General features: G+C 36.9%; 23 protein-coding genes and 2 pseudogenes. 19 read left to right on the top strand and 6 right to left on the bottom strand.

Translation table 11 applies throughout. From position 1 onward, the window contains the following. The first annotated feature begins 117 nt into the window (after positions 1-117). A complete protein-coding gene (locus tag RHTP_RS03860; protein WP_138106810.1) occupies positions 118-468 on the top strand; it encodes a hypothetical protein in 351 nt (116 codons plus the stop codon). 148 nt (positions 469-616) lie between these two features. Continuing rightward, positions 617-1,066, top strand: coding sequence for a hypothetical protein (locus RHTP_RS03855; protein WP_138106809.1), 450 nt, complete (start codon positions 617-619; stop codon positions 1,064-1,066). A 23-nt stretch (positions 1,067-1,089) separates the two neighbouring features. Here RHTP_RS03855 and RHTP_RS03850 read toward each other — a convergent pair whose 3' ends face one another. After that, the gene (locus RHTP_RS03850) at positions 1,090-1,914 is read right to left on the bottom strand and encodes an AMP nucleosidase (protein WP_138106808.1); all 825 of its coding nucleotides are present in this window, start codon (positions 1,912-1,914) and stop codon (positions 1,090-1,092) included. Between the two features lie 152 nt (positions 1,915-2,066). Between RHTP_RS03850 and RHTP_RS03845 the strand changes: the two genes are divergently transcribed. The 12 genes from RHTP_RS03845 to RHTP_RS03790 all read left to right on the top strand — a co-directional run bounded on the left by RHTP_RS03845 (position 2,067) and on the right by RHTP_RS03790 (position 13,314). Further along, positions 2,067-3,101, top strand: a complete 1,035-nt coding sequence (locus RHTP_RS03845; protein ID WP_138106807.1) for a coiled-coil domain-containing protein — start codon at positions 2,067-2,069, stop codon at positions 3,099-3,101. A gap of 146 nt (positions 3,102-3,247) precedes the next feature. Continuing rightward, positions 3,248-8,683, top strand: a complete 5,436-nt coding sequence (locus RHTP_RS03840) for an RHS repeat-associated core domain-containing protein (protein WP_138106806.1) — start codon at positions 3,248-3,250, stop codon at positions 8,681-8,683. A gap of 4 nt (positions 8,684-8,687) precedes the next feature. Beyond that, a complete protein-coding gene (locus RHTP_RS03835; RefSeq protein ID WP_138106805.1) occupies positions 8,688-8,867 on the top strand; it encodes a hypothetical protein in 180 nt (59 codons plus the stop codon). A 64-nt stretch (positions 8,868-8,931) separates the two neighbouring features. Further along, on the top strand, positions 8,932-9,807 hold the full coding sequence (locus RHTP_RS03830; protein ID WP_138106804.1) for a DUF4258 domain-containing protein: 876 nt from the start codon (positions 8,932-8,934) through the stop codon (positions 9,805-9,807). Continuing rightward, positions 9,804-10,094: a hypothetical protein gene (locus tag RHTP_RS03825; protein ID WP_138106803.1), complete on the top strand. Its 291-nt coding sequence runs from the start codon at positions 9,804-9,806 to the stop codon at positions 10,092-10,094. The genes RHTP_RS03830 and RHTP_RS03825 overlap by 4 nt, the downstream gene beginning before the upstream one ends. A 25-nt stretch (positions 10,095-10,119) precedes the next feature. Beyond that, positions 10,120-10,839 (top strand): DUF4258 domain-containing protein, encoded by a 720-nt coding sequence (locus tag RHTP_RS03820; RefSeq protein ID WP_138106802.1) that lies wholly within the window; start codon positions 10,120-10,122, stop codon positions 10,837-10,839. Continuing rightward, entirely contained in the window at positions 10,836-11,165 is a 330-nt protein-coding gene (locus tag RHTP_RS03815) for a hypothetical protein (protein WP_138106801.1), read from the top strand. Before RHTP_RS03820 ends, RHTP_RS03815 begins: the two co-directional genes overlap by 4 nt. Positions 11,166-11,279: 114 nt before the next feature. Further along, on the top strand, positions 11,280-11,537 hold the full coding sequence (locus RHTP_RS03810; RefSeq protein ID WP_138106800.1) for an Imm32 family immunity protein: 258 nt from the start codon (positions 11,280-11,282) through the stop codon (positions 11,535-11,537). A gap of 25 nt (positions 11,538-11,562) precedes the next feature. Further along, positions 11,563-11,988 carry a hypothetical protein gene (locus RHTP_RS03805; protein ID WP_138106799.1) on the top strand — a complete coding sequence of 142 codons (426 nt, stop codon included), beginning with the start codon at positions 11,563-11,565 and terminating at the stop codon, positions 11,986-11,988. Positions 11,989-11,992: 4 nt separating this feature from the next. After that, complete coding sequence (locus tag RHTP_RS03800; protein ID WP_138106798.1) at positions 11,993-12,205, top strand: hypothetical protein; 213 nt, start codon at positions 11,993-11,995, stop codon at positions 12,203-12,205. A 63-nt stretch (positions 12,206-12,268) separates the two neighbouring features. Continuing rightward, positions 12,269-12,979: a DUF4258 domain-containing protein gene (locus tag RHTP_RS03795; protein ID WP_138106797.1), complete on the top strand. Its 711-nt coding sequence runs from the start codon at positions 12,269-12,271 to the stop codon at positions 12,977-12,979. Then, complete coding sequence (locus RHTP_RS03790) at positions 12,976-13,314, top strand: hypothetical protein (protein ID WP_138106796.1); 339 nt, start codon at positions 12,976-12,978, stop codon at positions 13,312-13,314. Before RHTP_RS03795 ends, RHTP_RS03790 begins: the two co-directional genes overlap by 4 nt. Before the next feature lie 18 nt (positions 13,315-13,332). On the opposite strand, the gene RHTP_RS03785 is transcribed toward RHTP_RS03790, so the two are convergent. Then, entirely contained in the window at positions 13,333-13,848 is a 516-nt protein-coding gene (locus RHTP_RS03785) for a transposase (RefSeq protein WP_138106795.1), read from the bottom strand. Beyond that, complete coding sequence (locus tag RHTP_RS03780) at positions 13,805-14,158, bottom strand: transposase (RefSeq protein WP_138106794.1); 354 nt, start codon at positions 14,156-14,158, stop codon at positions 13,805-13,807. Before RHTP_RS03780 ends, RHTP_RS03785 begins: the two co-directional genes overlap by 44 nt. Positions 14,159-14,243: 85 nt before the next feature. Between RHTP_RS03780 and RHTP_RS03775 the strand changes: the two genes are divergently transcribed. The 5 genes and pseudogenes from RHTP_RS03775 (at position 14,244) to RHTP_RS03755 (ending at position 17,018) form a co-directional block, all read left to right on the top strand. Then, on the top strand, positions 14,244-14,483 hold the full coding sequence (locus tag RHTP_RS03775; RefSeq protein ID WP_138106793.1) for a hypothetical protein: 240 nt from the start codon (positions 14,244-14,246) through the stop codon (positions 14,481-14,483). A 207-nt stretch (positions 14,484-14,690) separates the two neighbouring features. Then, a pseudogene (locus RHTP_RS09115) lies at positions 14,691-14,786 on the top strand (CPCC family cysteine-rich protein); the annotation flags it as partial. A gap of 94 nt (positions 14,787-14,880) precedes the next feature. After that, positions 14,881-15,165, top strand: coding sequence for a hypothetical protein (locus RHTP_RS03765; RefSeq protein WP_138106792.1), 285 nt, complete (start codon positions 14,881-14,883; stop codon positions 15,163-15,165). A gap of 879 nt (positions 15,166-16,044) precedes the next feature. Next, positions 16,045-16,509, top strand: coding sequence for an NUDIX hydrolase (locus RHTP_RS03760; RefSeq protein ID WP_212742854.1), 465 nt, complete (start codon positions 16,045-16,047; stop codon positions 16,507-16,509). Further along, positions 16,497-17,018: a histidine phosphatase family protein gene (locus tag RHTP_RS03755; RefSeq protein ID WP_138106791.1), complete on the top strand. Its 522-nt coding sequence runs from the start codon at positions 16,497-16,499 to the stop codon at positions 17,016-17,018. The genes RHTP_RS03760 and RHTP_RS03755 overlap by 13 nt, the downstream gene beginning before the upstream one ends. A gap of 127 nt (positions 17,019-17,145) precedes the next feature. Here RHTP_RS03755 and RHTP_RS03750 read toward each other — a convergent pair. From RHTP_RS03750 to RHTP_RS03740, 3 genes and pseudogenes are all read right to left on the bottom strand, one after another. Continuing rightward, positions 17,146-17,616, bottom strand: a pseudogene (locus tag RHTP_RS03750) (IS3 family transposase); the annotation flags it as partial. A gap of 872 nt (positions 17,617-18,488) precedes the next feature. Continuing rightward, the gene (locus RHTP_RS03745; RefSeq protein WP_138106789.1) at positions 18,489-20,102 is read right to left on the bottom strand and encodes a hypothetical protein; all 1,614 of its coding nucleotides are present in this window, start codon (positions 20,100-20,102) and stop codon (positions 18,489-18,491) included. A 60-nt stretch (positions 20,103-20,162) separates the two neighbouring features. Next, a complete protein-coding gene (locus tag RHTP_RS03740; protein ID WP_138106788.1) occupies positions 20,163-21,689 on the bottom strand; it encodes a hypothetical protein in 1,527 nt (508 codons plus the stop codon). Positions 21,690-22,045 lie beyond the last annotated feature (356 nt).

Genomic DNA, 22,045 nt, shown 5'->3' with positions numbered 1-22,045 from the left:
TTACCTGTTAAAAAAAATTTCTGGACGTTTTTTCTAATACAAGCTATACACTAGATCCGTTTTTTAGCATTGCTCTTATTTTTAGAGCTTTAGCATGTAACCAAAGGAGAAATTTTTATGAAAATTCATTTACCATTACAATCTTTGCAGGGTCCTTTACATGCAGTTGGTCTAGTAAAGCCCAATGAACCTGTCACAGTAAACTCTATAGCAAAACCTATATTTGAAACTATGCAAACAGGAGCAAGTTATATCGCAGGTAAATTAACACCTGGTAAACTTGTCACAGCAGGAATGTTATTTGGAGCCGTACAAGCAATAAGCAGTGTTCCAACAGCTGATGCAGGGTTTGGTCTTTTTGCTCTTTGTATGTCAGCTTGTTTAGCAGCAGGAACCGGAACAGGCGGAGCGTTCTGGCCTATGTGTGTGGCAATATGCTGCCCAACTGCTCCTGCTCCAACTCCGTAGAACCTCTACTTTGAGATCTGCTTTTTAATAATAGCCAAGTTTCATTAGCAATCCACAAATCTTAGTTTAAGCACTTGTGGATTGCTCTTTTCTAAAGAGTCTGCTACTTTGTTATAAAATTTTTACATCCTTTTTATAAAAATATTTTATGAATAGTGGTTTTACTTGTGCCGAATCAGAGATCAGAAAATGGTGGTTAAGGATTTTTCTTTTTTCTATTCTTCTTGAAGTTATCAGTTATATAGATGCTCTAGAACTTGGATGGATCCCAAAGGATGTACTATATACTGGAAGTGGATTTGGGCTCTTTTGCTTATATAAATGGATGTTTTATTATTTTGGGTATCTCAAAAGAGGAACCAAGTTTTTAACATTTTCTATTCTTTTATTTGTTCTTACAATTGGAACACAAATAGCATCTTTTTTCTTGCATGATAAGTTTTTCTTTTTTCAAACACTTTATTCAGACTTAGCCAAAGGGCATCCTCTGTTTTTATTTATCTCTTACTTAATTTCCTTCGCGTTTTTTTATGCTAATATAAAGTTGAGAAAGATGAATAAAATCAGAAAGCTATCCAGCAATCCACAAGCAACTTAAAGCAGTTGTGGATTGCGCCTTTTTTAACGCGAGTGACTTTTAGGAACTCCCATTCCAATATTGCGATGATAAGCTCCTTTAATGCGTTGCTCTTGCATCTCTCGGGAGTGTTTAATGATATCTATTCCTTTTTCAACATGATCAGCCATATAGCGCTGATAAACAGACTCTGAGCTTTTTTTGGTCTTTACTCCAAAGTTAGCCAGCGGCAGATCAGAAACAAGGAGAAGAGCTCCTAGTGTAAACTTGCGCTTATAGCTTGCTGAAAATAATGTGGCACATTCCATTTCAATGGCTTGTGCTTTTGTGGCTTTGAGCAAGTTTTTAAACTCTTCATTGAACTCCCAAAATCGCATATTTGTCGTATAGGTAATGCCAATGTGATAAACCGCTTTTTGCAATTCCAACACGTCGGTTACCGCTTTTTGCATCAAAAAATTAGACAAAGCAGGCACATCAGAAGGAAAATAGAAATCAGACGTTCCCTCTCCTCGGATGCTTGCTACGGGAACTAAGTAATCCCCTATTTGATAGCGCCTTCTTAATCCCCCACACATTCCTAAAAGCAAACTTGCCTTAATCGGTAAAAAAGAACACAAATCAACCACTAAGGCAGCAGCGGGGGAGCCAATTTTAAAATCTAAGATACTGATATCTTCTGCTGGGCAATGAGCTACTTTAAACATTGACCCTTCGATAACCGGTACAGATCTACTTTTTGCAAAATACTCTACATATCTAGGGAAATTGGTTAACAGTAGATTTGATTGAAATTTTGCAACTTCACATCCTGAATACCGCTCTAGTGTCTCTATAGCAAACTGCTCTTCTGTAATCTCTTCTCGCATGTCTTATCTCCTTACATCCCTTTTTTTACCTTAGATCATTTTATTGACAAAGAATCAATTTTAAAATTTAATTACTAATTTAAAAATTTCTATAAGATGTTTTGTTTTGATCTCTAGATCCCTTCTTTATCTTATCACAAGGAGCTAAAAAAGTGCTTATTTCATCTATTCAAACAGCGGCAAATTATATCCTCTCCCCTATTAACCAAAGAATCTTGAACATAACGCAAACAGCCGATTGGAAGGAAAAAACCATGCTGGCAGGCCTTGTTATTTCCGTCTGTTGTGCTGTGATCACTTTTTTTACACAAACGGTTTTTATTTGCGGTTCATTCGCAGCGCTCTCCGGTGTATGTAGTCTAGGCACTTTATTCATACGCCATTATGAAAGTCTAAAAAAAATGAGGGAGTGTGTCGAAGATCTAGAGAAACAAAATCAGGACTTTGCCGATCATAATCAAGAGTTACACTCTTTAGTTACCCAGCAAAAAGTGGAAAATGAAAATCTAAAAACAGAAGTGACAAAACTCTCTATTCATACAAATTGCTTAAGTCAAACCAGCAAAGATCTACTCGATTCTGTTGAAGATTTACGTGTCAACCTCGTAGACCTAAAGCCTGCTACAACAGGGATTCAAGAAGCAGAGAAAAAACTCAGTGCTTTTTCTATAACTATGGAGAAACAACAAACGGTAGCTAAGCACTTAATGGAGTTAGTTTCTAAAACATCAACAGAGCAAGCTGATCAATTAGAAGGAGGCAAGAGAATCATTGAACAACTAGTATCCCTACAAAATAACGATACGACTCTACAAAAGATCAAAGAGCTAAACCACCTGCACCAACAAATCTCTTGTAGTCATGATAAATTAGCAGATGTTCTTAAAAGTTATAGCGATTTACAAATTAAAGCATCTCAAGTATCCACTCAACTATCTGGATTGCAAGCAGAATATAGTTTGGAGAACACCCGCTTGCAAGAGACCCGTCAAGAACTCTCTGTAGTTTCTAGTGAGTTACAAAAAATACGTTCTGATCTGCAATCTCTTTTATCAGAACACAGATCTCTTTTATCAGAGAAGAAAGAACTCCAGTCCGCCTTGGCTTTACAGGTCGATCGCTTACAAAAATTACATGCAGAGCTAAACTTAGACAACTCAAGTGGAAATAACAACTTTCATCAATAAATTTTCTGCTCTATCAAATTACGCAATATCCTAGCTTTTTGCGTTTAATAGAATTTATAAAAAAAATTCTATTCGTAAAAAAAATATTTATCTGCGTATTATTTAGCGCTTTAAATGGTGTATCTTACGCTAACTAAAGAGCTAAAATGATGATACGATTGATACTTGGCTTTGTAGCCTATCTGTTCTGTTTTCAGCATGCAAATGCTGCGCAAACTTCAATTAGTGAAGTATATCTTGGATCAAGAGAAGGTGATCCTGCAAGCTTAGTTGAGAACGTCAGTATTATTCATGGTGATTATACAGAGATAGAGGTCGATCTTGTAGTTACAGCACCTGATTCTTTGATTCTTTCTAGATTCTATAGTAGTAGAGATACCCTTCAAGTCGCAACGTTTGGCGGCTGGCGGTTCAACCCCCAATGCTTCCTTACCATGCAAAAAGACCCTGAAGGCAAAACTTACTCTTCTACAGAAGGGACGTTTGAGCGTACCTTTGTCTACGTAGGCAACTCCAATGGAAGCATCTTAACCTATGTGGGCTGGAGGAATATTACTAATCCCACAAAACCCGTTCTATTTGAGATCGATGTAGAAATAGAAAGCGCCGGAATTGCCAATACTGCAAGAGGAAATCTTGGCGCTTGGACTAACTTGAAAAATAATAAGCTCTATTACGATCCGCAAACCGATAGCTTCGAGCTTCTTCTTTGCACAGAAGGTAAGCGTTTTTATACTAAAAATTCTTCTAGCAATTTTTACTCCATTACGCATGAAACCCTGCCAAGCGGTAATAAGATCTTTTATGAATTTGATGAAAACAATCAACTTATTCTTATCAAAGAGACTAACGCAGCCGAAAAAAAAGAATTAGCTTGGATTAAACTTCAATATGAAAATGGAGTCCACATACAGACAAGCGATGGACAAACTGCAGAATATCAATTTCAGAAGGATGCAACTGGGATTCAACTTCTAACATCTGTTGCTAGGTCTAATAAGCCTGATTTGCATTATCAATATGAAATCGTAGACAACTATGCTCTTCTTGTAAAAAAAACTTTGCCTGAAAGACGCTTTGTGCAAGTGGAGTATTACACGGATAAAGCAAATAAACACAAAGTCCAATTAGTCACCGCTCCAGAAGACTTTAACAGAACAGCAAGCATTCAATTCTCCTATAACGACAAGTGCACTGAAGTTAACGGACCTGGTTATAGCAAAGCAATCCACCGATTCGATGATGATTTGCAGCTTATTGCAGTAGAGCAGTATCTTGACGGCTCAATCTATAGAATCCATCAAAAATCATGGGGAGTAAAAAGCGATGCAGGGAATTTGATTTCAATCTCCGTTAAAGATGCAGACGGCAACATTTTTTACTATAAGCAATTTATCTATGACAATATGCATAAGGAAAACATTGTTGAAGAACGGGAATATGGAAATCTCTCAGGAGCAAATTCTTCCCCTCTTAGCATTGATGAGGATGGGGTTGTCACTAATCAAAATGGCCATATTAAAAACTTTTCCTATTTTTCTGGAGAAAGCACTCATGGCTTTTTTCAAAGAGATGTGAACGGTGCGGGAATTAAGTATTGGTATAAAAAAGGGACAAACCTGCTTATCAAAAAGCTTGTCCTGACAAACGGTTCTTTAGACTCCGAAGATGAAGGCCACAATTCAGGGATCAAACAGCGATTCTTTTATGTTTACAACGATGATGCCGCATTAATCAAGGTAGTCGTTGATGATGGAAAGGAAGGCGACCCTAAAGACTTTTACGGCGTCAAAGAGAGGAGGATCACCAATATCTCTCCTAAGCAAGAAATCCCGAATGTCGGTGTACCTGAGGTCATCGAGCAAAAATATAGCACTTCCGACGGAAAATCTGAGTTTCTTATCAAGAAGACAATCAACCGTTTTGATGGCCAAGGGAATATTTCTGCGCAAGAGATTTACGATGCAAGTGGCGAACATCGCTACACCGTCAATAAGCACTATACTCATGGATTGCTTGTTCTTGAAACAGATCCTATGGGGAGTGAGACTCACTACTCCTATGACGCAAACCAAAATCTGAAAACAGAAATTCATTCAGATACTGGTATTTCTATTGAGTATGGATATGATCTAAAAAACCGCCCGGTCTACACTGTTGAAAGAGACAGAGCGGGTATCCAATTCGAGACACAAATCAGCTATGATGTATCAGGCTATAAAAGCAGAGAAAGAGACCAATTCGGTAATGAAACCATCTATAATAATGATTCTCTCGGCCGTCCAGTCAGTATCACTTATCCAGAAGTTAGCAATGGATTGCATGCATCTTTAAGACCAACATATATCTACACTTATGATCTATTTGACAATCCTGCTTCTATCACAGACCCCAAAGGAAGAACCCTTAGAAAAACGTACAATGTGAAAGGCAAACCAGGAGAGGTTCATTATCTTGATGGTACCAAAGAAACCTTCAAATATGACAGCGGTGGCAATCTGCATCACCATTATTGCAGGAACGGCATCCTTGAAGTCTTTGAATACGACTACGTCGGTCGCCTAAGCAAGATTGCATATTATCGCAAAGACAGCAATAGCTACTCCTTCAAGGAAACTTCGTGTGATTACAGCGCCTTTCATAAAAATTACGAAATAGATGTTCGAGGTAAAAAGACAATCTATGCCTATGATGCAGCCGGACACCTTGCCAGCATAAAAAAAGGAAATCAAAAAGTGGATCTTTCTTATGATTCGCTAGGAAGAGTGCAAAGCGTTAAGAAATACAAGTCTGCAAAAGACTTCACTCTTGATGTTAAAGAATATGATTTCTTAGACAGAGTCGTCGAAGAAAGAACAGAAAACTCTACAGGCCATGCGCTTCTTAGAAAAAAATTCGTCTACAATGACGCAAGAAACCTCGATCAAATCATCGGCTACCCGCAGAATCAAGAAAGCATCTTGATGAAGTACGAATACAATGAATTCGGGTGTGTCGTTAAAGCGACAAATGCTGCTGGCAACTCAACTCAGATTATTTATGATGATGCCTATGTCAATGACTGGGGGCAAAAGGGAAGCAAGCGTACTGTAATCGATCCCATGGGAAATCTTACTGAAGAGATTTTCGATAGTGATGATCACCTGATTCAAGTTTGCAAGAAGGATAAATCGGGCAAACTACTCAGCTGCGTAGACACCTCCTATGACTTTGCAGGGAATAAAATGCTTGAAAAAGCAGTCATCCTTTCCGCCGATACAAAGCTGGGAGATTTTGAGATTGAGTACGCTTACAATCAAGGGGATCGGCTTGAAACGATTACGATTGGGAAAAGCCTGGAAGAAAGAGCAACCTGTTTCGAGTACAATTCTTACGGCGAGCTCACGAAAAAATCCTATCCAGGAGCTCAGACACCTATTGTCTATCAATACAACAATCGCGGTGATCTGGAAATGGTCTCTTACAAAGAGGACAAAAAGAACATCGAGTACAAGCTGTACTATGATTATAACAAAAATCTGACCAGCATGAATCGCGGTAATCTAGCGCTCAGTTATACCTATGATGAAAACGAATTGCCTACTTCTGAAACTATCAAAGATGGGTTCGGCTCTTATCAAGTCAGCCGAACTTATGACGATGAAGGCAAGGTTAGAACACTTAGGTTTCCAGATGGATCTTATGTGGAGTATTCCTATGAGGGGCCTTTAGTAAAAAACATTTTGCGCTTCAGCAAAGATAAAAAGGAGCTCTACACCTACTCTGTCGCATCTCGAGATCAAATGAGCAATATTATGGAAGAAATCTTGCCCGGACATCTTGGAGCTCGAACCCAAGCCTGGGATGAAGCAGGAAGAAGAGTTGGCATTGTAACCGACTTCTTCCAAGATAAAGTCTTAGAGTATGATCCATTAGATAACATAAAAAAACGAGAAACCTCTCTTGAAGAGGCTTCTTTTACAACTGAGTATGGCTACAATACTCTTCTACAGCTGACTTCTGAAAAAGGCGATATCGAACATAATTATTCCTATGATTCGATTGGTAATCGCCTTAAAAAAGACGGATTGCTCTACAAAGTCAATGGATTGAATGAGCTCCTTGAAACAGAAAGCAACACTTATACCTTCCATCTTAATGGGAATCTTGCTACCAAAATAGCGAATGGGAAAACATGGACTTATCAGAGCAATCCGCTCAATCAAATCGTCTCTATCAAAGATGATCAGGACGCTGTTACATTCACCTACGATCTCATCGGCAAACGTTTCAGCAAGCATGTCGATTCCAAAGGAAAGAAGAGAACCCTCCGCTTCTTCTATATAGATGACACTGAAATCGGATGTGTGAACGAAAAAGGGATCATCATCGAGCTAAAAATCCCAAGCAATCCAAATAATCCCGAATCCCCAGCCATTGCAATCGAGATAAAGAAGGAAACTTACATCCCCATTTATGATCTGCAAGGGAACATTGCCTGCCTTCTTGATCATAAGAGTCGCAAGGTTGTTGAAAGCTATCGTTACTCAGCTTATGGAGAAGAAAAAATCATTAATGAAAAGAGAAGAGAGATCTCAGATTCTTCCGTTGGTAACCCTTGGAGATACCGCGGTAAAAGAGTAGATAAAGAAACAGGCCTTATTTACTTTGGCTACCGCTATTACGATCCAGAAATCGGCAGATGGATCAGCCCTGATCCCTTAGGCACTATCGATGGACTTAACCTTTACGCTTACGCACACAACAATCCAATGACCTATGTCGATTATTTTGGCCTTTCCTCTGACATGAATGAAAACCAAAGCTGTGCCTGTGGTTACTGTGTACGAGGAGAAGGGTTTTGTCATTGCATGGGCGAGGATCCAACATCTGATATTAATAGATGTGGCTGCATAGGAATTGCCTGTAATCATAAAAAAATGAGCAGAATAAAAATAGGTAATAGCATAACCAGCGCACTTGGTGGAATGAGTCATGGTGTTGTTGATTTTGTAATAGGATCGCTTCACGACCTACAAACAGCAGCGGTCTACATGGGATCTGCAGATTTAGAAATGAGTCTTTATGAAAGATCCGCAATGATCGAAGCTGTTGAACAATCCCAGATGCAACAATTAGCAACAATGGGAAGCCATTTTATGGGGATGCTATCCATCGATGCTTCGGATGCTTTCTATCAATTCTTTCGTTCTAAAACTACACTTGGCCTGGAAATGGGTTCTTTGGTTGTTGGAGGGTATGGGGCTGTCAAAGGGATGATAGCTTTTAATAGGCTAGCTAGAACGTCAATATATATCTCAAAGATTGCTAACAAGAATAGTAATACTGACCTGCTGAAAGCTAGAAATCTCATAGAAAAATTAGAAGCGTTTTTTGGAAAAGAGCCTAGAACTTTCAAAAATAGCCATGGGGATTTATTGATTGAATCCAAAGATGGCTTAAAACAATTCAGAATGGATCTTAACCATCCTACACCTCATAAAAACCCACATACTCACTTAATAGAGTTTGAAATGAGAAAAAATAAAAAGTCCGAAATTATGAATGAAAGAATTTATCCAATAGATGTTACCCCAGAGTAAAACCATGAATGAAGAAGTATTTAGCCTAGTTCAAGAATGCACAAATAAATACTCCATAGAAGATCTTAATGAAATGGAAGTAGAAATTCGAATCCGAATACCTAAAAAATTTAGATCCTTATGGCTTGGTAAACTTTCAGATCTATATACTACTGAAAAAGAAATAGAGGAGTACAAGGAATAATTTTAAAAACTAATTTTTAACTTATAAAGCATTGAGAGACCATGCCTACGCACACAATACCCCAATGACCTATGTCGATTATTTTGGCCTTTCCTCTGACATGAATGAAAACCAAAGCTGTGCCTGTGGTTACTGTGTACGAGGAGAGGGTTTTTGCCATTGCATGGGCGAGGATCCAACATCTGATATTAATAGATGTGGCTGCATAGGAATTGCCTGTAATCATAAAAAAATGAGCAGAATAAAAATAGGTAATAGCATAACCAGCGCACTTGGTGGAATGAGTCATGGTGTTGTTGATTTTGTAATAGGATCGCTTCACGACCTGCAAACAGCAGCAGTCTACATGGGATCTGCAGACTTAGAAATGAGTCTTTATGAAAGATCCGCAATGATCGAAGCTGTTGAACAATCCCAAATGCAACAATTAGCAACAATGGGAAGCCATTTTATGGGAATGCTATCCATCGATACTTCAGATGCCTTCTATCAATCTTTTCGTTCTAAAACTACACTTGGTCTGGAAGTGGGCTCTTTGGTTGCTGGTGGATATGGGGCTGTCAAAGGGGTAATGGCTTTTAATAGATTAACAAGGGCTCCTATACAAGTAGCTAAATTTGCTAAGCGATTATCTATAGAACGAAAAGGCACTTTTCCAGCTGGAAGTAGGAGAGCTCCTTTAGAGTATGCTCCATTTCAGACTGTTCGAAATGAAGCTACGGTAATTAATGGAAGAAAATACACCGGGCATGCTTTAGATAGAATACAAGATCGTGGATTTATGCCCTCAGTAATTGAAAATGCGATTGAAACAGGGCGTGTACGATCAACCAAGATTCCTGGGCGAGTGGAGTATTATGATCAGGTAAATAACTTGAGAGTAATTATACAGGACAACGAAAGAATAATAACTGTTATTCCAACAGGGAGTGGGCAATGAATAAAATTAACGAACATGATGAAAAACAACTAAACTTGATGTTTAAACGGCTGTTATCTTTTGAAAATAAACAAGTAGATCTCAGTGAGTTAGTAAGAAGCTTGGAATCTTTATTGCATTCAATGGAATATGTTACAGAGGAATGGGAAGAAAAATTTTTAAATGAATTCTCAACGTTAGAATCAATTAATGCAGAAATGCCAAAAATGAAGAAAAATGAAATAGAAAAGTTGATTAAAGACGCCGTTTCAAATTTAAAAAAATTGATTGAAGAAAAACTCCGATGAAGTCTTTGAAAGATTTATAAATGAAATGAATATCAACATCAATTTAAAAACTAGTATTAGCATAACCAGCGCACTTGGTGGAATGAGTCATGGTGTTGTTGATTTTGTAATAGGATCGCTTCACGACCTACAAACAGCAGCGGTCTACATGGGATCTGCAGACTTAGAAATGAGCCTTTATGAAAGATCCGCAATGATCGAAGTTGTTGAACAATCCCAGATGCAACAATTAGCATCTATGGGAAGCCATTTTATGGGGATGCTATCCATCGATGCTTCAGATGCTTTCTATCAATCTTTTCGTTCTAAAACTACACTTGGTCTGGAAATGGGTTCTTTGGTTGCTGGTGGGTATGGGGCTGTCAAAGGGGTGATAGCTTTTAATAGATTAGCAAGGGCCCCTATACAAGCAGCTAAATTTGCTAAGCGATTATCTTCTATAGAACGAAAAGGCACTTTTCCAGCTGGAAGTAGGAGAGCTCCTTTAGAGTATGCTCCATTTCAGACTGTTCGAAATGAAGCTACGGTGATTAATAAGAGAACTTATTCAGGTCATGCTCTCGATAAAATGCAAAATAGAGGATTTATGCCTTCAGTTATTGAAGAAACAATAAAGAATGGATCTCCTTCTGTAGGGAAAAATCCAGGCACTGTGGCTTATTATTCCAATACTAATAACGTGACTGTTATTTTAAATACGAAGGGCAGAGTGATAACAATTTCTTATGGAGCTATTAATCAATGATATTTCAAGAAAAGAAAATTAAAAAAGAGATAAATCTCTTAGAATTGATAAGCCTACAAATTAAAAAATATTTTGATAAAAAATTATATATCGGTGATTTAATTCAAGATTTAGAGGGTCTTTTGAATCAGCTTACAATTGTTGAGGAAGAATGGAAAAAAGATTTCAGAACTTTATGGCTAGATATTGAAGTTGCTTATTCACTAGCTTTAGACCAAGAGCTAGAAAATCTCACCGATGAAGGAAATATCATAACGGAAAGCTCATTATATCTTTTGAAAAAAATGGTTGAAGATAAAATAAACGAATTAAAGACAGTTCTGTAAAAGATTACATGCGTTGAAAATTAAAAATACACTAGAGATTGGACATGTATCTCCTGCAGATTTTCCTGGAGGGTTAGAATATTATGATCCGATTTTCTATAGGAGAATATTTGTATGAATTCAAATGAGTCTGATTATTTGTTAACTTTTGAGTGGGATTCTAAAAATGACATCCTTGAGATTCATGGGAATGATAAGGGATTGGAAAAATTAAAAAATATGGTGGACTCACTTCTTAACAAAACCAGAGATGACCATCTTCATCTAATGACAAAAAACTGGGGAGGAAATGAATTATCGGATGATAAACAATGCGTAGAAAATGAACTTATTAATCACGTAAAATTATTTAAATGGACTGTAAAAACATAAGTTAGCAGCGACGGGAAGCCATTTTATGGGAATGCTATCCATCGATGCTTCGGATGCTTCTTATCAATCCTTTCGTTCTAAAACTACACTTGGTCTAGAAATGGGTTCTTTGGTTGCTGGTGGGTATGGGGCTGTCAAAGGGATGATAGCTTTTAATAGATTGGCTAGAGCATCAGTTGGAATTTCCAAAATTATGTGTAAAACAGGAAAGCCCGGCTTTCATAAAATTGACAATGCAGTGAAAATGATAGAAGATTTCTTACATGGAAGAGGAAAGGTCATAACAAATGCTGACGGTGATATGATATTAATGGGTAGTAATAATAAGATTCGTTTTGATATCAGAGATCCACATGGAGATAAACCTCATTTTCATTTAGAGAAACAAACACCAAATGGCAAATGGATTGATGCCGCATCAAAACACCGATATTATTTTACGAAGGAATAACTATATGAAATGGGCTGCTAGACCCGAATCTCTTAAACCTAGATATTTTGAAATCAAAGAGGATCCAGCAGCTGGCTTCTATCTTTATGTATTTGAAGGGAATAAATGTATTTATGACCACCTGCAAGATACATTCGAAATTGCAATCGAATGCGCGTTGGAAGATTATGGCGTCCCAAAAAATGCCTGGGAAAAAATCGAAAATAAAATTTCATAAGATGCCCCAATATCCAGTGCTAATAGATGTGGCTGCATAGGAATTGCCTGTAATCATAAAAAAATGAGCAGAATAAAAATAGGTAATAGCATAACCAGCGCACTTGGTGGAATGAGTCATGGTGTTGTTGATTTTGTAATAGGATCGCTTCACGACCTACAAACAGCAGCGGTCTACATGGGATCTGCAGATTTAGAAATGAGTCTTTATGAAAGATCCGCAATGATCGAAGCTGTTGAACAATCCCAGATGCAACAATTAGCAACAATGGGAAGCCATTTTATGGGGATGCTATCCATCGATGCTTCAGATGCTTTCTATCAATCTTTTCGTTCTAAAACTACACTTGGTCTGGAAATGGGTTCTTTGGTTGCTGGTGGGTATGGGGCTGTCAAAGGGGTGATAGCTTTTAATAGATTAGCAAGGGCCCCTATACAAGTAGCTAAATTTGCTAAGCGATTATCTATAGAACGAAAAGGCACTTTTCCAGCTGGAAGTAGGAGAGCTCCTTTAGAGTATGCTCCATTTCAGACTGTTCGAAATGAAGCTGCGGTAATTAATGGAAGAAAATACACCGGGCATGCTTTAGATAGAATACAAGATCGTGGATTTATGCCTTCAATAATTGAAAATACGCTAGAGATTGGACATGTATCTCCTGCAGATTTTCCTGGAGGGTTAGAATATTATGATTCGATAAACAGAATTAAGGTAATTGTTAATAAAAATGGTCAAATTATTACAGTTATTCCAGGAAAAGGATCGCTTTTATGAAAAAAATTAATGAATATGATAAACGCCAATTAAAATTGATGTATGAAAGTTTGATCTCTTTTGAAAAGAGTCATATTGAATTAAACTCTTTAGTCGGCAATTTAGAATTTTTATTGAGCGCTATGGAATCCGTTGAAGCTGATTGGGAAGAAAAATTCTTAAAAGAAGTGACTACTTTAGAAACTATAAATGCAATAAAAATTATCAAAGAATCAGGAGAAGAAGCACCAGAGATTAATAATAATAAAAGCAAGAAATTGATAAATAATTCTCTAACTACTTTAAAAAGTCTCATAGAGAAAGAATTAATGAATAAACATCAACGACAACTATGAACCTATCTTGAATTAAATTTATTGTTTTAAAGATACTTGCCGACTTAAGAAATTCATCCAATAGCCAAGTAGTCCAAACATTAATAGACCATTCCAATATACTGCCTTTCTTTCCCAGCGCACTGTAAGGCGACGAAAGCCTGTCTTTAACCAAGAAATCGTTCTCTCAACGACCCAACGTTGCTTTTCAAGGTAGCAAATACCTTTTATCTTATATCCCTTGGTGTTTCTTTTCCGTGCTATCAGAGGAAAAACCTTATAGGAAAGGACATCGATACGTGTTTGCTCTGAGTCATAACCTTTATCTGCTTCAAGTATGGGTGCTTTTCCCTGATTCCATACTTTTTTAATGAAGGGAACAACTTTACTAAGCAGAGGAATCACTTGTTCTTTCTCATCTCTGGATGCTGATGTAGAAGTAATTGCAAGAGGCCTTCCTGATTTTTCCACCAGTAAATGCGATGTCACGCCTTTACCTTTGTACCCATAATCAACAAGCTCTCCTCCTCCGCGTCCTCTGGAAAAAAAACCCATCTACAGAGAGTCTCTGGGCATCAATACATCCTAGCTGTTCTGCAATCTTAAGAAGCTCTTCTAAAAATTGATCTAAAAACCCAGCGGATTGCATTCTTCCAAGCCACGCATGTGCTGTTGAAGGATGAGAAAATTCCTTGTTTCTAGGTGCATCTTTCCAAGGAGCTCCTGTACGGAGCACCCAGAAAATAGTATTTATTACAGGCCTCCATGGCGCTAATTTTCTTCCATAATGATTGCGATTTACCCATTTTTCCATTTGGGGTTCGAGTATTTTAAACTGTTCTTCATTTAATCCTTGCTTGCTCATGTCATCTGTCTTTGGTTAAAAAATAAAAAGATCATGCATCATAGCGAAAATTAATATTCAATTCAAGATAGGTTCATGGCAAAATATGATTGATCTAATAGAAAGCTATCTTAAAAACGAATCACAAGATTTTTATGGTATTGTAGGCAAGCTAGAAGAATCATTAAATGCTTCTGAAATTAAAGATACCATTCTTATTAACCAATGGTATGATTTTTGGACCCCATTAGAAACGCTTCGAGTAATGGAGGGAAACCAAGTGAATAGAGTTAAAGCAACAAAAAAACTAATAGCAATGAAAGAATTTCTTATAGAACACCGATGAAGTAATATGCCAGTTTTATCTAGGATGCTCGGAAACAAGGAATTAAGAAATGACAAAAGATAAGAAAGGATATCCATGCCCATGTTGCGGTTCCTTAACTTTATCAGAAGGAACTCATGAAACATTCGAAATTTGATATGTAATTAGGAAGACGATGATGTACAATTTAACAATCCAAATTTTCGTGGAGGAGCTAATGAAGAAAGCCTTAATGAAGCTCAACAAAATTATAAAAAATTTGCTGCATCCTCTATAAAATATGTAAAAGATGTTAGAGCTCCTCTTCCTGATGAAATTCCTTAGTGAAAACGAAAGCTGTGTTTGCAGTTACTGTATACAAGGAAAAGAGTTTTGTCATTACTACGATGCTAATATTTGAAATCCCAGAGATTTAAAAATGAACCTTTATGAAAGATCCGCGATGATCGAAGCTGTTGAGCAATCTCAAATGCAACAATTAGCATCTATGGGAAGCCATTTCATGGGAATGCTATCCATCGATGCTTCGGATGCTTCTTATCAATCCTTTCGTTCTAAAACTACACTTGGTCTAGAAATGGGTTCTTTGGTTGCTGGTGGGTATGGGGCTGTCAAAGGGATGATAGCTTTTAATAGATTAGCTAGAATGCCAATATATATATCTCAAAGATTGCTAGCAAGAATAGTAATACTGACTTACTGAAAGCTAGAAATCTCATAGAAAAATTAGAAGCGTTTTTTGGGAAAGAGCCTAGAACTTTTAAAAATAGCTATGGAGATTTGGTAATTGAGTCTAAAGATGGCTTAAAACAATTCAGAATGGATCTTAATCATCCCGCACCTCATATAAATCCTCATGCTCATCAGGGCTTACGCATGAAGAATTTTCTTTGCACCCACCAGAGCTAATAAATCATCTTTATGACATGATAGTTGATTGCATGCCTTTCTTTTGGGTCTGGTAAAATCGAAAAATGCATCATAATCGATGAAGAATGAATGAATCCTTCCATTTTATACTCCTTATGAAAAAGGACCAGGTCATTTTTTATCTCTCAATTATCAAGCAAAATCTTCATGCGTTGGCCCTGATACTATACTTTTAGTAATAAACGATATCCGGCCATAAAACCTACATTCCTAGACCTAAAAGACAAATTTTTTGAATTAACTAAATAGAAGATCTAATGATGATAACAACTTTATGTTTAATTCTTTATGATGTCAGTTAATATAAACTCAGGATCAGCTAAAAGCGCAAAAAAAGTACTTTGCTTAAATTAAACTAAGTAAGGAAGAGACAAACACTATCTTAAGATGGATTTTCCAAATCATAAAAAGAGTGAATGTAGTCTATTTTTACATGGACAATTAGTATTAAGCTAATTCGAAAAATTTGTTTTTTAGGTCTAGGAATGTAGAATGTAGGATAAAACATGCAAAAATCTTCAATGTTGACGGTACCTGAAAACTTTACGTGAAAAAGTTGGTCTTGCGTAACATGAGTATATAAGCTTCTGGATTTTTCTAGTTTTCAAAAAAAGAATGTACTTGTACTCTCTATAAGCATATGGAGGGAAATATGACTACGATGATGGAAGGTTTGAGTACAAAGAAGAGAAGTGGTGCAGCCATTAATGTTTATCTTCTCTTGAAAAGAAATGATAAAATCTTACTTTCTTTGAGAAAAAACACCGGATATTTTGATGAGCATTATGGACTTATCTCTGGTCATGTAGAAGACGGTGAATCCGCAAGCATGGCCATCATCCGTGAAGCTAAAGAAGAAGCAGGTCTCAATATCGGTCATGAGCAGCTAATATTTGTTCATGCCATGCACCGCAAAACCGATCGATTCAATGTAGATGTTTTTTTTGAATGCAAGAATTGGGAAGGAGAACCTAGTAATCTAGAAATGGATAAATGTGCAGAATTACATTTCTTCCCTATAAAAAATCTTCCTATCAATCTGATTCCCTATATTGGTCAGGCTCTTTACGCTATTACCTATAGAGTTCCTTATGCAGAAGATGGATGGTATCTTTGAAACAGAAAGAGTTTTATTTCATTAGGCATGGTCAAACAGATCACAACTGCGGCAAGATTGAAGGAGAGCACTTAGATATCCCTTTAAACAAAAAAGGTCGTAGTCAAGCAATAGCTATTGAACCTCTGGTTACCAATCTTCCTCTTCTCTTAGTTTGGTCCAGCCCTTTGAAGCGAGCAAAAGAGACAGCTGATATCTTACTGCATAAACTCTCATTAGAACGAGTTGAAACAGTTGAATTTAGTGAGTGCACTGTTGCTATCTGGGAAAAAATGAGAGAAGGAGAAAGAGCTGAATCAATAGAAAGTTTTTTACAAACAGTGACAATGGGCCTTGAACGAGTGCTCACTGAAAAAGGACCTTCTCTTATCATTGCTCATGGGGGCATCTATTTTGCAATCTGCAAAATTCTTGGGATTCCAACTGATGGAATTATCGATAACTGCGTTCCTGTTAGATTTTATTTTGACAAGAAGGAATATCTCTGGCAGATAGGGGATTGTACTTAAGGCGAGAGAGAATGATATTGCAACCATTTTTTAGACACTTAGAACATAAATTTTTCTATCTTCATTCGTATCGTCTCCGCGAGCTATGCAGGGCTCGCTTGCGATATCTTCATTAAAACTTTTCTTTTTATATCACTCTCTCAGCTGTACAATTCCATGCAGCCTCAAAATCTATAGGCGACACATATCCTAAAGTCGAATGCAATCTTTTGCGGTTATAAAAAATCTCTACATATTCAAAAATACTGGTTTTGGCTTCTTCTCTAATTCTATAGTTGCTGAGGTGAACCTCTTCTGTTTTTAAGGTGTGAAAAAAACTTTCTGCAACTGCATTGTCGTAACAGCGCCCTTTTGCACTCATACTTAATGTTATCCCATGTCGATTAGCCAATTCTTTAAATTCATTACTCGTGTATTGAGTTCCTCTATCTGAGTGAAACATCAAGTCTTTATTTGTTTTGCGATTGTACAGAGCTTGCTTTAACGCTTTTGTGACTAGCTCTGTCTCTAGCCTATCACTCATGCTAAGGCCTACTACTTTCCTAGAAAAAAGATCCATTACCACCGCTATATATAACCAACCTTCTTGAGTAGATACTGATATTGCAACCCTTTTGTGGACACTAAGAACCTGAGTTTTGGGTTTTTATCCAATAAGAATCACAATCTAAAATATTGATAACAAATGATTTGTCTATTTCTAAACTTGCTTGGAACCTAGTATTTTTCATCTAGATTTTGCTCATTTGTTCAAACTATTGCAAATTCGCAATTTAAGATCACCAAATGAGTACCTATCTACTTTAAAATCAAAGAGAAAAACCCAAAACTGGGATTAAGAACACAGACGTTGTTTTTCAAAATACATTTTTTCAAATTTACAAGGTGATAGATATCCTAATTTCGAGTGGCTTCTTTGCCTGTTATAAAAAAATGATCCGAATAAAAAATGGTAGTAGCATAACCAGCGCACTTGGTGGAATGAGTCATGGTGTTGTTGATTTTGTAATAGGATCGCTTCTCGACCTATAAACAACAGAGGTCTACACGGAATATCTTTCAAATCGAGAAATATAACTCCAAAATAATTAATGAAAGAGTAATAATAGTTATTCTAAAAAAAGAGCTACGCTGCAAAACAATTAGAATTAATGCTTAAAACAGCCAGTCGCATCCGAAAACAAGCAAATAGAATTTAGCTTGCTTAGAACCTTTATAACGGAAACATTTCTGAATATAAAAACCAGAGTTAACCTATGAATGTCCGTTTCATCCTCTTAGCATTTACTGTTTTCTTAATTGGATTTTGCATTGGCTTTGCTTGCAATAACTGATAAAAATTTAAAGTCAATTATGCAGAAAACTCAAACAAAGCAAGCTGTAGTAGTTAAAGCCTTTATTTAGTCTTAAATCATTAAAACATTTGCCAAATTTTTCTGATTCCCCAAGAAAAAAAATGGAAAATACTCTTTAATACCTGCCTTGCGGTAGCAAAAAAAAACCAGCCACCCTACCTGCTACTTTTAGCGTTGTATCTATTGCGCTTGTTTCTGCTGTGTTGATAGCTGGGAACTTATCTGCTGCCATTGTCTTAATCGCTTCACATATTTGGTCTACTGCATGTAGGGGCACATCCTTATTTTCTGATTTCGCATATACAAAAAGAATTGTATCTGTTTGAGCTATATTGAAGATAGAAGCCCCATTATCTATACGCTCTTGATCTGTCGGTATGTAAACACGCGCAAAAAGCGGGTCGAAAGGAACTCCTTCTATGTACATCTTTTCTACAGCTTTTTGCAAAAGCTCTTTTTGATAAATTAACTGCTCATCTGCTTCTTTAGGTGTCTTTTTCTTTTGAAACAAAGACACAGGGTAATCACATTTAGGTGGTATTTGCGATAGGTCATGTTGCAAGCCATATGTATCCCACAATTGGAAATATCTCTCATTGACTAGATCTTGACGGTTCCTCAAAATGATCGCTGTGCAATGACACTCTTTTCCACCAATCGTATATTCTCGCTCCACACATGCAGAAGAAGAAGCGAAACCACCTAATTGTTCTAAAAGATGTGAAATCTTGTGAAGATCTACTATTTCAATAGGGTTATCATTTAGATCCGCTTCAATCGCATTACATATGTACTGTATCGTATAAGTTGGGCTGTTATCTATTTCTGCTATGCAAGCTACCTCTTGCTCTAATGGCACTATCTTAGTTCTATATTCAAAAAAAATACCATTTATTTCAGCTGTATTGGAAAGAGCCAATTTATTGACTCTATCTTCCTTATCCGTTAGCATATAAATACGTGTAAAAGCTGGATCAAAAGGCTTACCATCAACATGCATCTTCTCTACAGCTCTCTGAAGTAAACGTTTTTGATTAGATAACTGTTTCTCAAGCTGATCGGATGTTTTCTTTCTTTCAGGCCAAATCCTAGATGCGGAATAACGACCCTTAGGGATTTTATACTCTTCAGAGTTCTTTGGAGCGCGGTTTTCCCAAAGAAGTTGATATTTTTTACCTACTAAGTCTTGATAATTGATTATATTTATGGCTGAATAGCTTATCTCTTTTCCATTAATAATAGCTTTCTGTTCAACAGAACCATTACAGCCAGCAAATCTCCCCTTTTTTTCTAAAAAGAGGCCGAGATCATGGATATCTGAAAGGCTATGTTTTGGCCTAAATTCAATTTTAGAGGTTCCTTCTTGGGTATTTCTTGCAATTTTATTTTCTGTGGGTTTTTGAAAAGCGCGCATAGCATCCACAAATTCTCGAGCTTTAGCAGGACTGAGATTGTGATTTACTCCTCCTGCCTCAAAGAGATCTGCGACATAACTTGCTATGGATCCGGGAGAAGGTTGCCAAGCTAAAAAAGCAGGTGGTTTTACAGCAGCATCCTGCTCTATAAGATTATCTGATGAGTTGCATCGAGCTATTGTGGACGCCTGTTCACTGCTTCTGCGGCAAACAACATGACTAGTACTAGGACTATCTAGTGCTTCTGCAGCAGTTAGATAAAGTTCCTGAGAAGATCTTGGTTGGGATGATCCAGATCCTATTGGTAAAGACATGATAAATTCCTTTAGTATTGCAATACTGTACTTGGATTAGCTATTTTGTTCTCTTATGTTTTAATTAGCTGGATTTGCTTGAGGAGGCGCTCTTCTTCCTCTAAATCCTTCCCATGCTATTCTAGCTCTTTCGGCATTCTCAGCAAGTTGGGCTGCATTTTCTAATCCACGATTTATATCTCCTATCCCCACTTGCCCCAAAACAGCTGCAAGCCGTTCTGCTGTGCTTACAATTGTTCCTCTAACACCTCTTCCTGCATTACCAAAATTCCTAACCCAGACTCTCCCATTAATTTCTAATTGAGATACCGATCTATCCCACGCCATATAAAAATGTATGATAGAGCAAGCACCTAGTTCTATGGCAAAATCATCTATAGTTTTATTCCTTTCTGTATCTATCATGGGAATGCCTTGCACTAGTCTTTTCATGGCTTTTTTATCAGCTTCGGGTGGATTTTGTGCGCTTGCTAAAAATATACCTGAAAAGAAATCTAGGAATCCTATAGGAAGTTGCAGAACCCATCCTGCTTGTCTTTTCATTTCAACGTGCCACGCTTCAATACCAAGGGAGTTTGCAAGTTCCTCTTGTTGCCCTTTCTTTCCAAAAGAAAAGATTACTTCTTTTACACTCACGAAATTTGTATATTCAAAGCGCTCTATATTTTCGCCCTCTTTACGGTAAAATTGCTGATATACCCATCTTTGAACATCTATTGCTCTTGTTCTAGATAAAACGTGATCGGGCATAAAATATTTTAACGGGTGCTGTCTATAAAAGGTTACTAATTCTTCGTTTGCAATATTCTCTAGTTGAGGTGTGTACCTTTTCATGCATTGAACAACAGTGTCAATATTAGCGCTAGTATTTGGTAAAGGAGGTTCTGAACCTGGAGCAAACCTACAAGGCGCTTCAGGGTTTTCCTTAGTTGCCCAATTGAAAGATCTACATAGTATTCTTTCCTGTGATTTGTGGGTGTATTTAATAAGGCGAATATCACGATCCCCAGACCATACTTTAATGGTTTTTTCACTCATTGGCTCTCCTTCATGTAGAATTAGGGCACCTTCTTCAGTTCTGCGCCACCGTGTAATTCCTTCTTCTGCATCTAAATCATAAGGTCTATTTCTAGGGATTTCTCTTATCTCTTCTTGAAACTCTAAGCTATTATCTTCATTAATAATTGGATTGATAGGGTTACGTGTGATCAGAAAATCATTAAAATTTGTCCATTCTTTTACTCCTATTTTTTTTGTGATTAGGTCAACGGAAAGAAGGGCTGCCTTTTTTTTATCACTAAATAGTCGACTTTCTTTTTCTCCTTCAATCCCTTGCCAAATACAGTGCATAAACACCGATGTAAGGTGTATTGAAGAAGAAGCACTGTTTGGCCAATAGCGTCTAATACCTGGATGGTGATTGTATACAGAATATCGAATACTTTCTCCGTCGTTAGATACTTTTACTTCTAAGTAAGGAGCACTTAGTCTCCAACTGCATATAGGCTCTACTACTAGTTGATTTGCAGGAAGTAGATCTAAACTGCAAGGTGCTTGATTGGTAGTAGGTTGATTAGGAATGGTCATTTTACTGCTCTTTTTTGTAACAAATATTGAATGCTTTATTAGGTCTTGTTTTCTTTTCAACTTTTATATTTAAAGATTAAACATATTAATTGTTAAAAAAAGATTAAGTCAATATTTTTTTTGTTATTGATCATTTTATGATCTAAACGTGTCTTCATTCTGCTGAGAATTGTATTCTACTTAAAGCTTGATGGGTTACATTCCCAATTTTCATACTGATAAGACCGTAAACCTCAAGGAATATATATAATTATTTATATCCATAAACACTTCTGCTGTTTTAGAAGAAATGCTTTAAAAAAAACTTTGTTAAATTGATACTCTTTTCATTAGCGATCTCTTGTAATTCTAATATA

Source organism: Candidatus Rhabdochlamydia sp. T3358 (genome assembly GCF_901000775.1).
GTDB lineage: Bacteria > Chlamydiota > Chlamydiia > Chlamydiales > Rhabdochlamydiaceae > Rhabdochlamydia.
This window is presented reverse-complemented; position numbering and strand designations above follow the sequence as displayed.

What these genes read in the sequence shown, in the direction of transcription:
- RHTP_RS03860 (WP_138106810.1), top strand. Translation starts at nt 118, where the DNA reads ATGAAAATTCATTTACCATTACAATCTTTGCAGGGTCCTTTACATGCA.
- RHTP_RS03855 (WP_138106809.1), top strand. Translation starts at nt 617, where the DNA reads ATGAATAGTGGTTTTACTTGTGCCGAATCAGAGATCAGAAAATGGTGG.
- RHTP_RS03850 (WP_138106808.1), bottom strand. Translation starts at nt 1,914, where the DNA reads ATGCGAGAAGAGATTACAGAAGAGCAGTTTGCTATAGAGACACTAGAG.
- RHTP_RS03840 (WP_138106806.1), top strand. Translation starts at nt 3,248, where the DNA reads ATGATGATACGATTGATACTTGGCTTTGTAGCCTATCTGTTCTGTTTT.
- RHTP_RS03835 (WP_138106805.1), top strand. Translation starts at nt 8,688, where the DNA reads ATGAATGAAGAAGTATTTAGCCTAGTTCAAGAATGCACAAATAAATAC.
- RHTP_RS03830 (WP_138106804.1), top strand. Translation starts at nt 8,932, where the DNA reads ATGACCTATGTCGATTATTTTGGCCTTTCCTCTGACATGAATGAAAAC.
- RHTP_RS03825 (WP_138106803.1), top strand. Translation starts at nt 9,804, where the DNA reads ATGAATAAAATTAACGAACATGATGAAAAACAACTAAACTTGATGTTT.
- RHTP_RS03820 (WP_138106802.1), top strand. Translation starts at nt 10,120, where the DNA reads ATGAATATCAACATCAATTTAAAAACTAGTATTAGCATAACCAGCGCA.
- RHTP_RS03815 (WP_138106801.1), top strand. Translation starts at nt 10,836, where the DNA reads ATGATATTTCAAGAAAAGAAAATTAAAAAAGAGATAAATCTCTTAGAA.
- RHTP_RS03810 (WP_138106800.1), top strand. Translation starts at nt 11,280, where the DNA reads ATGAATTCAAATGAGTCTGATTATTTGTTAACTTTTGAGTGGGATTCT.
- RHTP_RS03805 (WP_138106799.1), top strand. Translation starts at nt 11,563, where the DNA reads ATGGGAATGCTATCCATCGATGCTTCGGATGCTTCTTATCAATCCTTT.
- RHTP_RS03800 (WP_138106798.1), top strand. Translation starts at nt 11,993, where the DNA reads ATGAAATGGGCTGCTAGACCCGAATCTCTTAAACCTAGATATTTTGAA.
- RHTP_RS03795 (WP_138106797.1), top strand. Translation starts at nt 12,269, where the DNA reads ATGAGCAGAATAAAAATAGGTAATAGCATAACCAGCGCACTTGGTGGA.
- RHTP_RS03790 (WP_138106796.1), top strand. Translation starts at nt 12,976, where the DNA reads ATGAAAAAAATTAATGAATATGATAAACGCCAATTAAAATTGATGTAT.
- RHTP_RS03785 (WP_138106795.1), bottom strand. Translation starts at nt 13,848, where the DNA reads ATGGGTTTTTTTTCCAGAGGACGCGGAGGAGGAGAGCTTGTTGATTAT.
- RHTP_RS03780 (WP_138106794.1), bottom strand. Translation starts at nt 14,158, where the DNA reads ATGAGCAAGCAAGGATTAAATGAAGAACAGTTTAAAATACTCGAACCC.
- RHTP_RS03775 (WP_138106793.1), top strand. Translation starts at nt 14,244, where the DNA reads ATGATTGATCTAATAGAAAGCTATCTTAAAAACGAATCACAAGATTTT.
- RHTP_RS03765 (WP_138106792.1), top strand. Translation starts at nt 14,881, where the DNA reads ATGAACCTTTATGAAAGATCCGCGATGATCGAAGCTGTTGAGCAATCT.
- RHTP_RS03760 (WP_212742854.1), top strand. Translation starts at nt 16,045, where the DNA reads ATGACTACGATGATGGAAGGTTTGAGTACAAAGAAGAGAAGTGGTGCA.
- RHTP_RS03755 (WP_138106791.1), top strand. Translation starts at nt 16,497, where the DNA reads ATGGTATCTTTGAAACAGAAAGAGTTTTATTTCATTAGGCATGGTCAA.
- RHTP_RS03745 (WP_138106789.1), bottom strand. Translation starts at nt 20,102, where the DNA reads ATGTCTTTACCAATAGGATCTGGATCATCCCAACCAAGATCTTCTCAG.
- RHTP_RS03740 (WP_138106788.1), bottom strand. Translation starts at nt 21,689, where the DNA reads ATGACCATTCCTAATCAACCTACTACCAATCAAGCACCTTGCAGTTTA.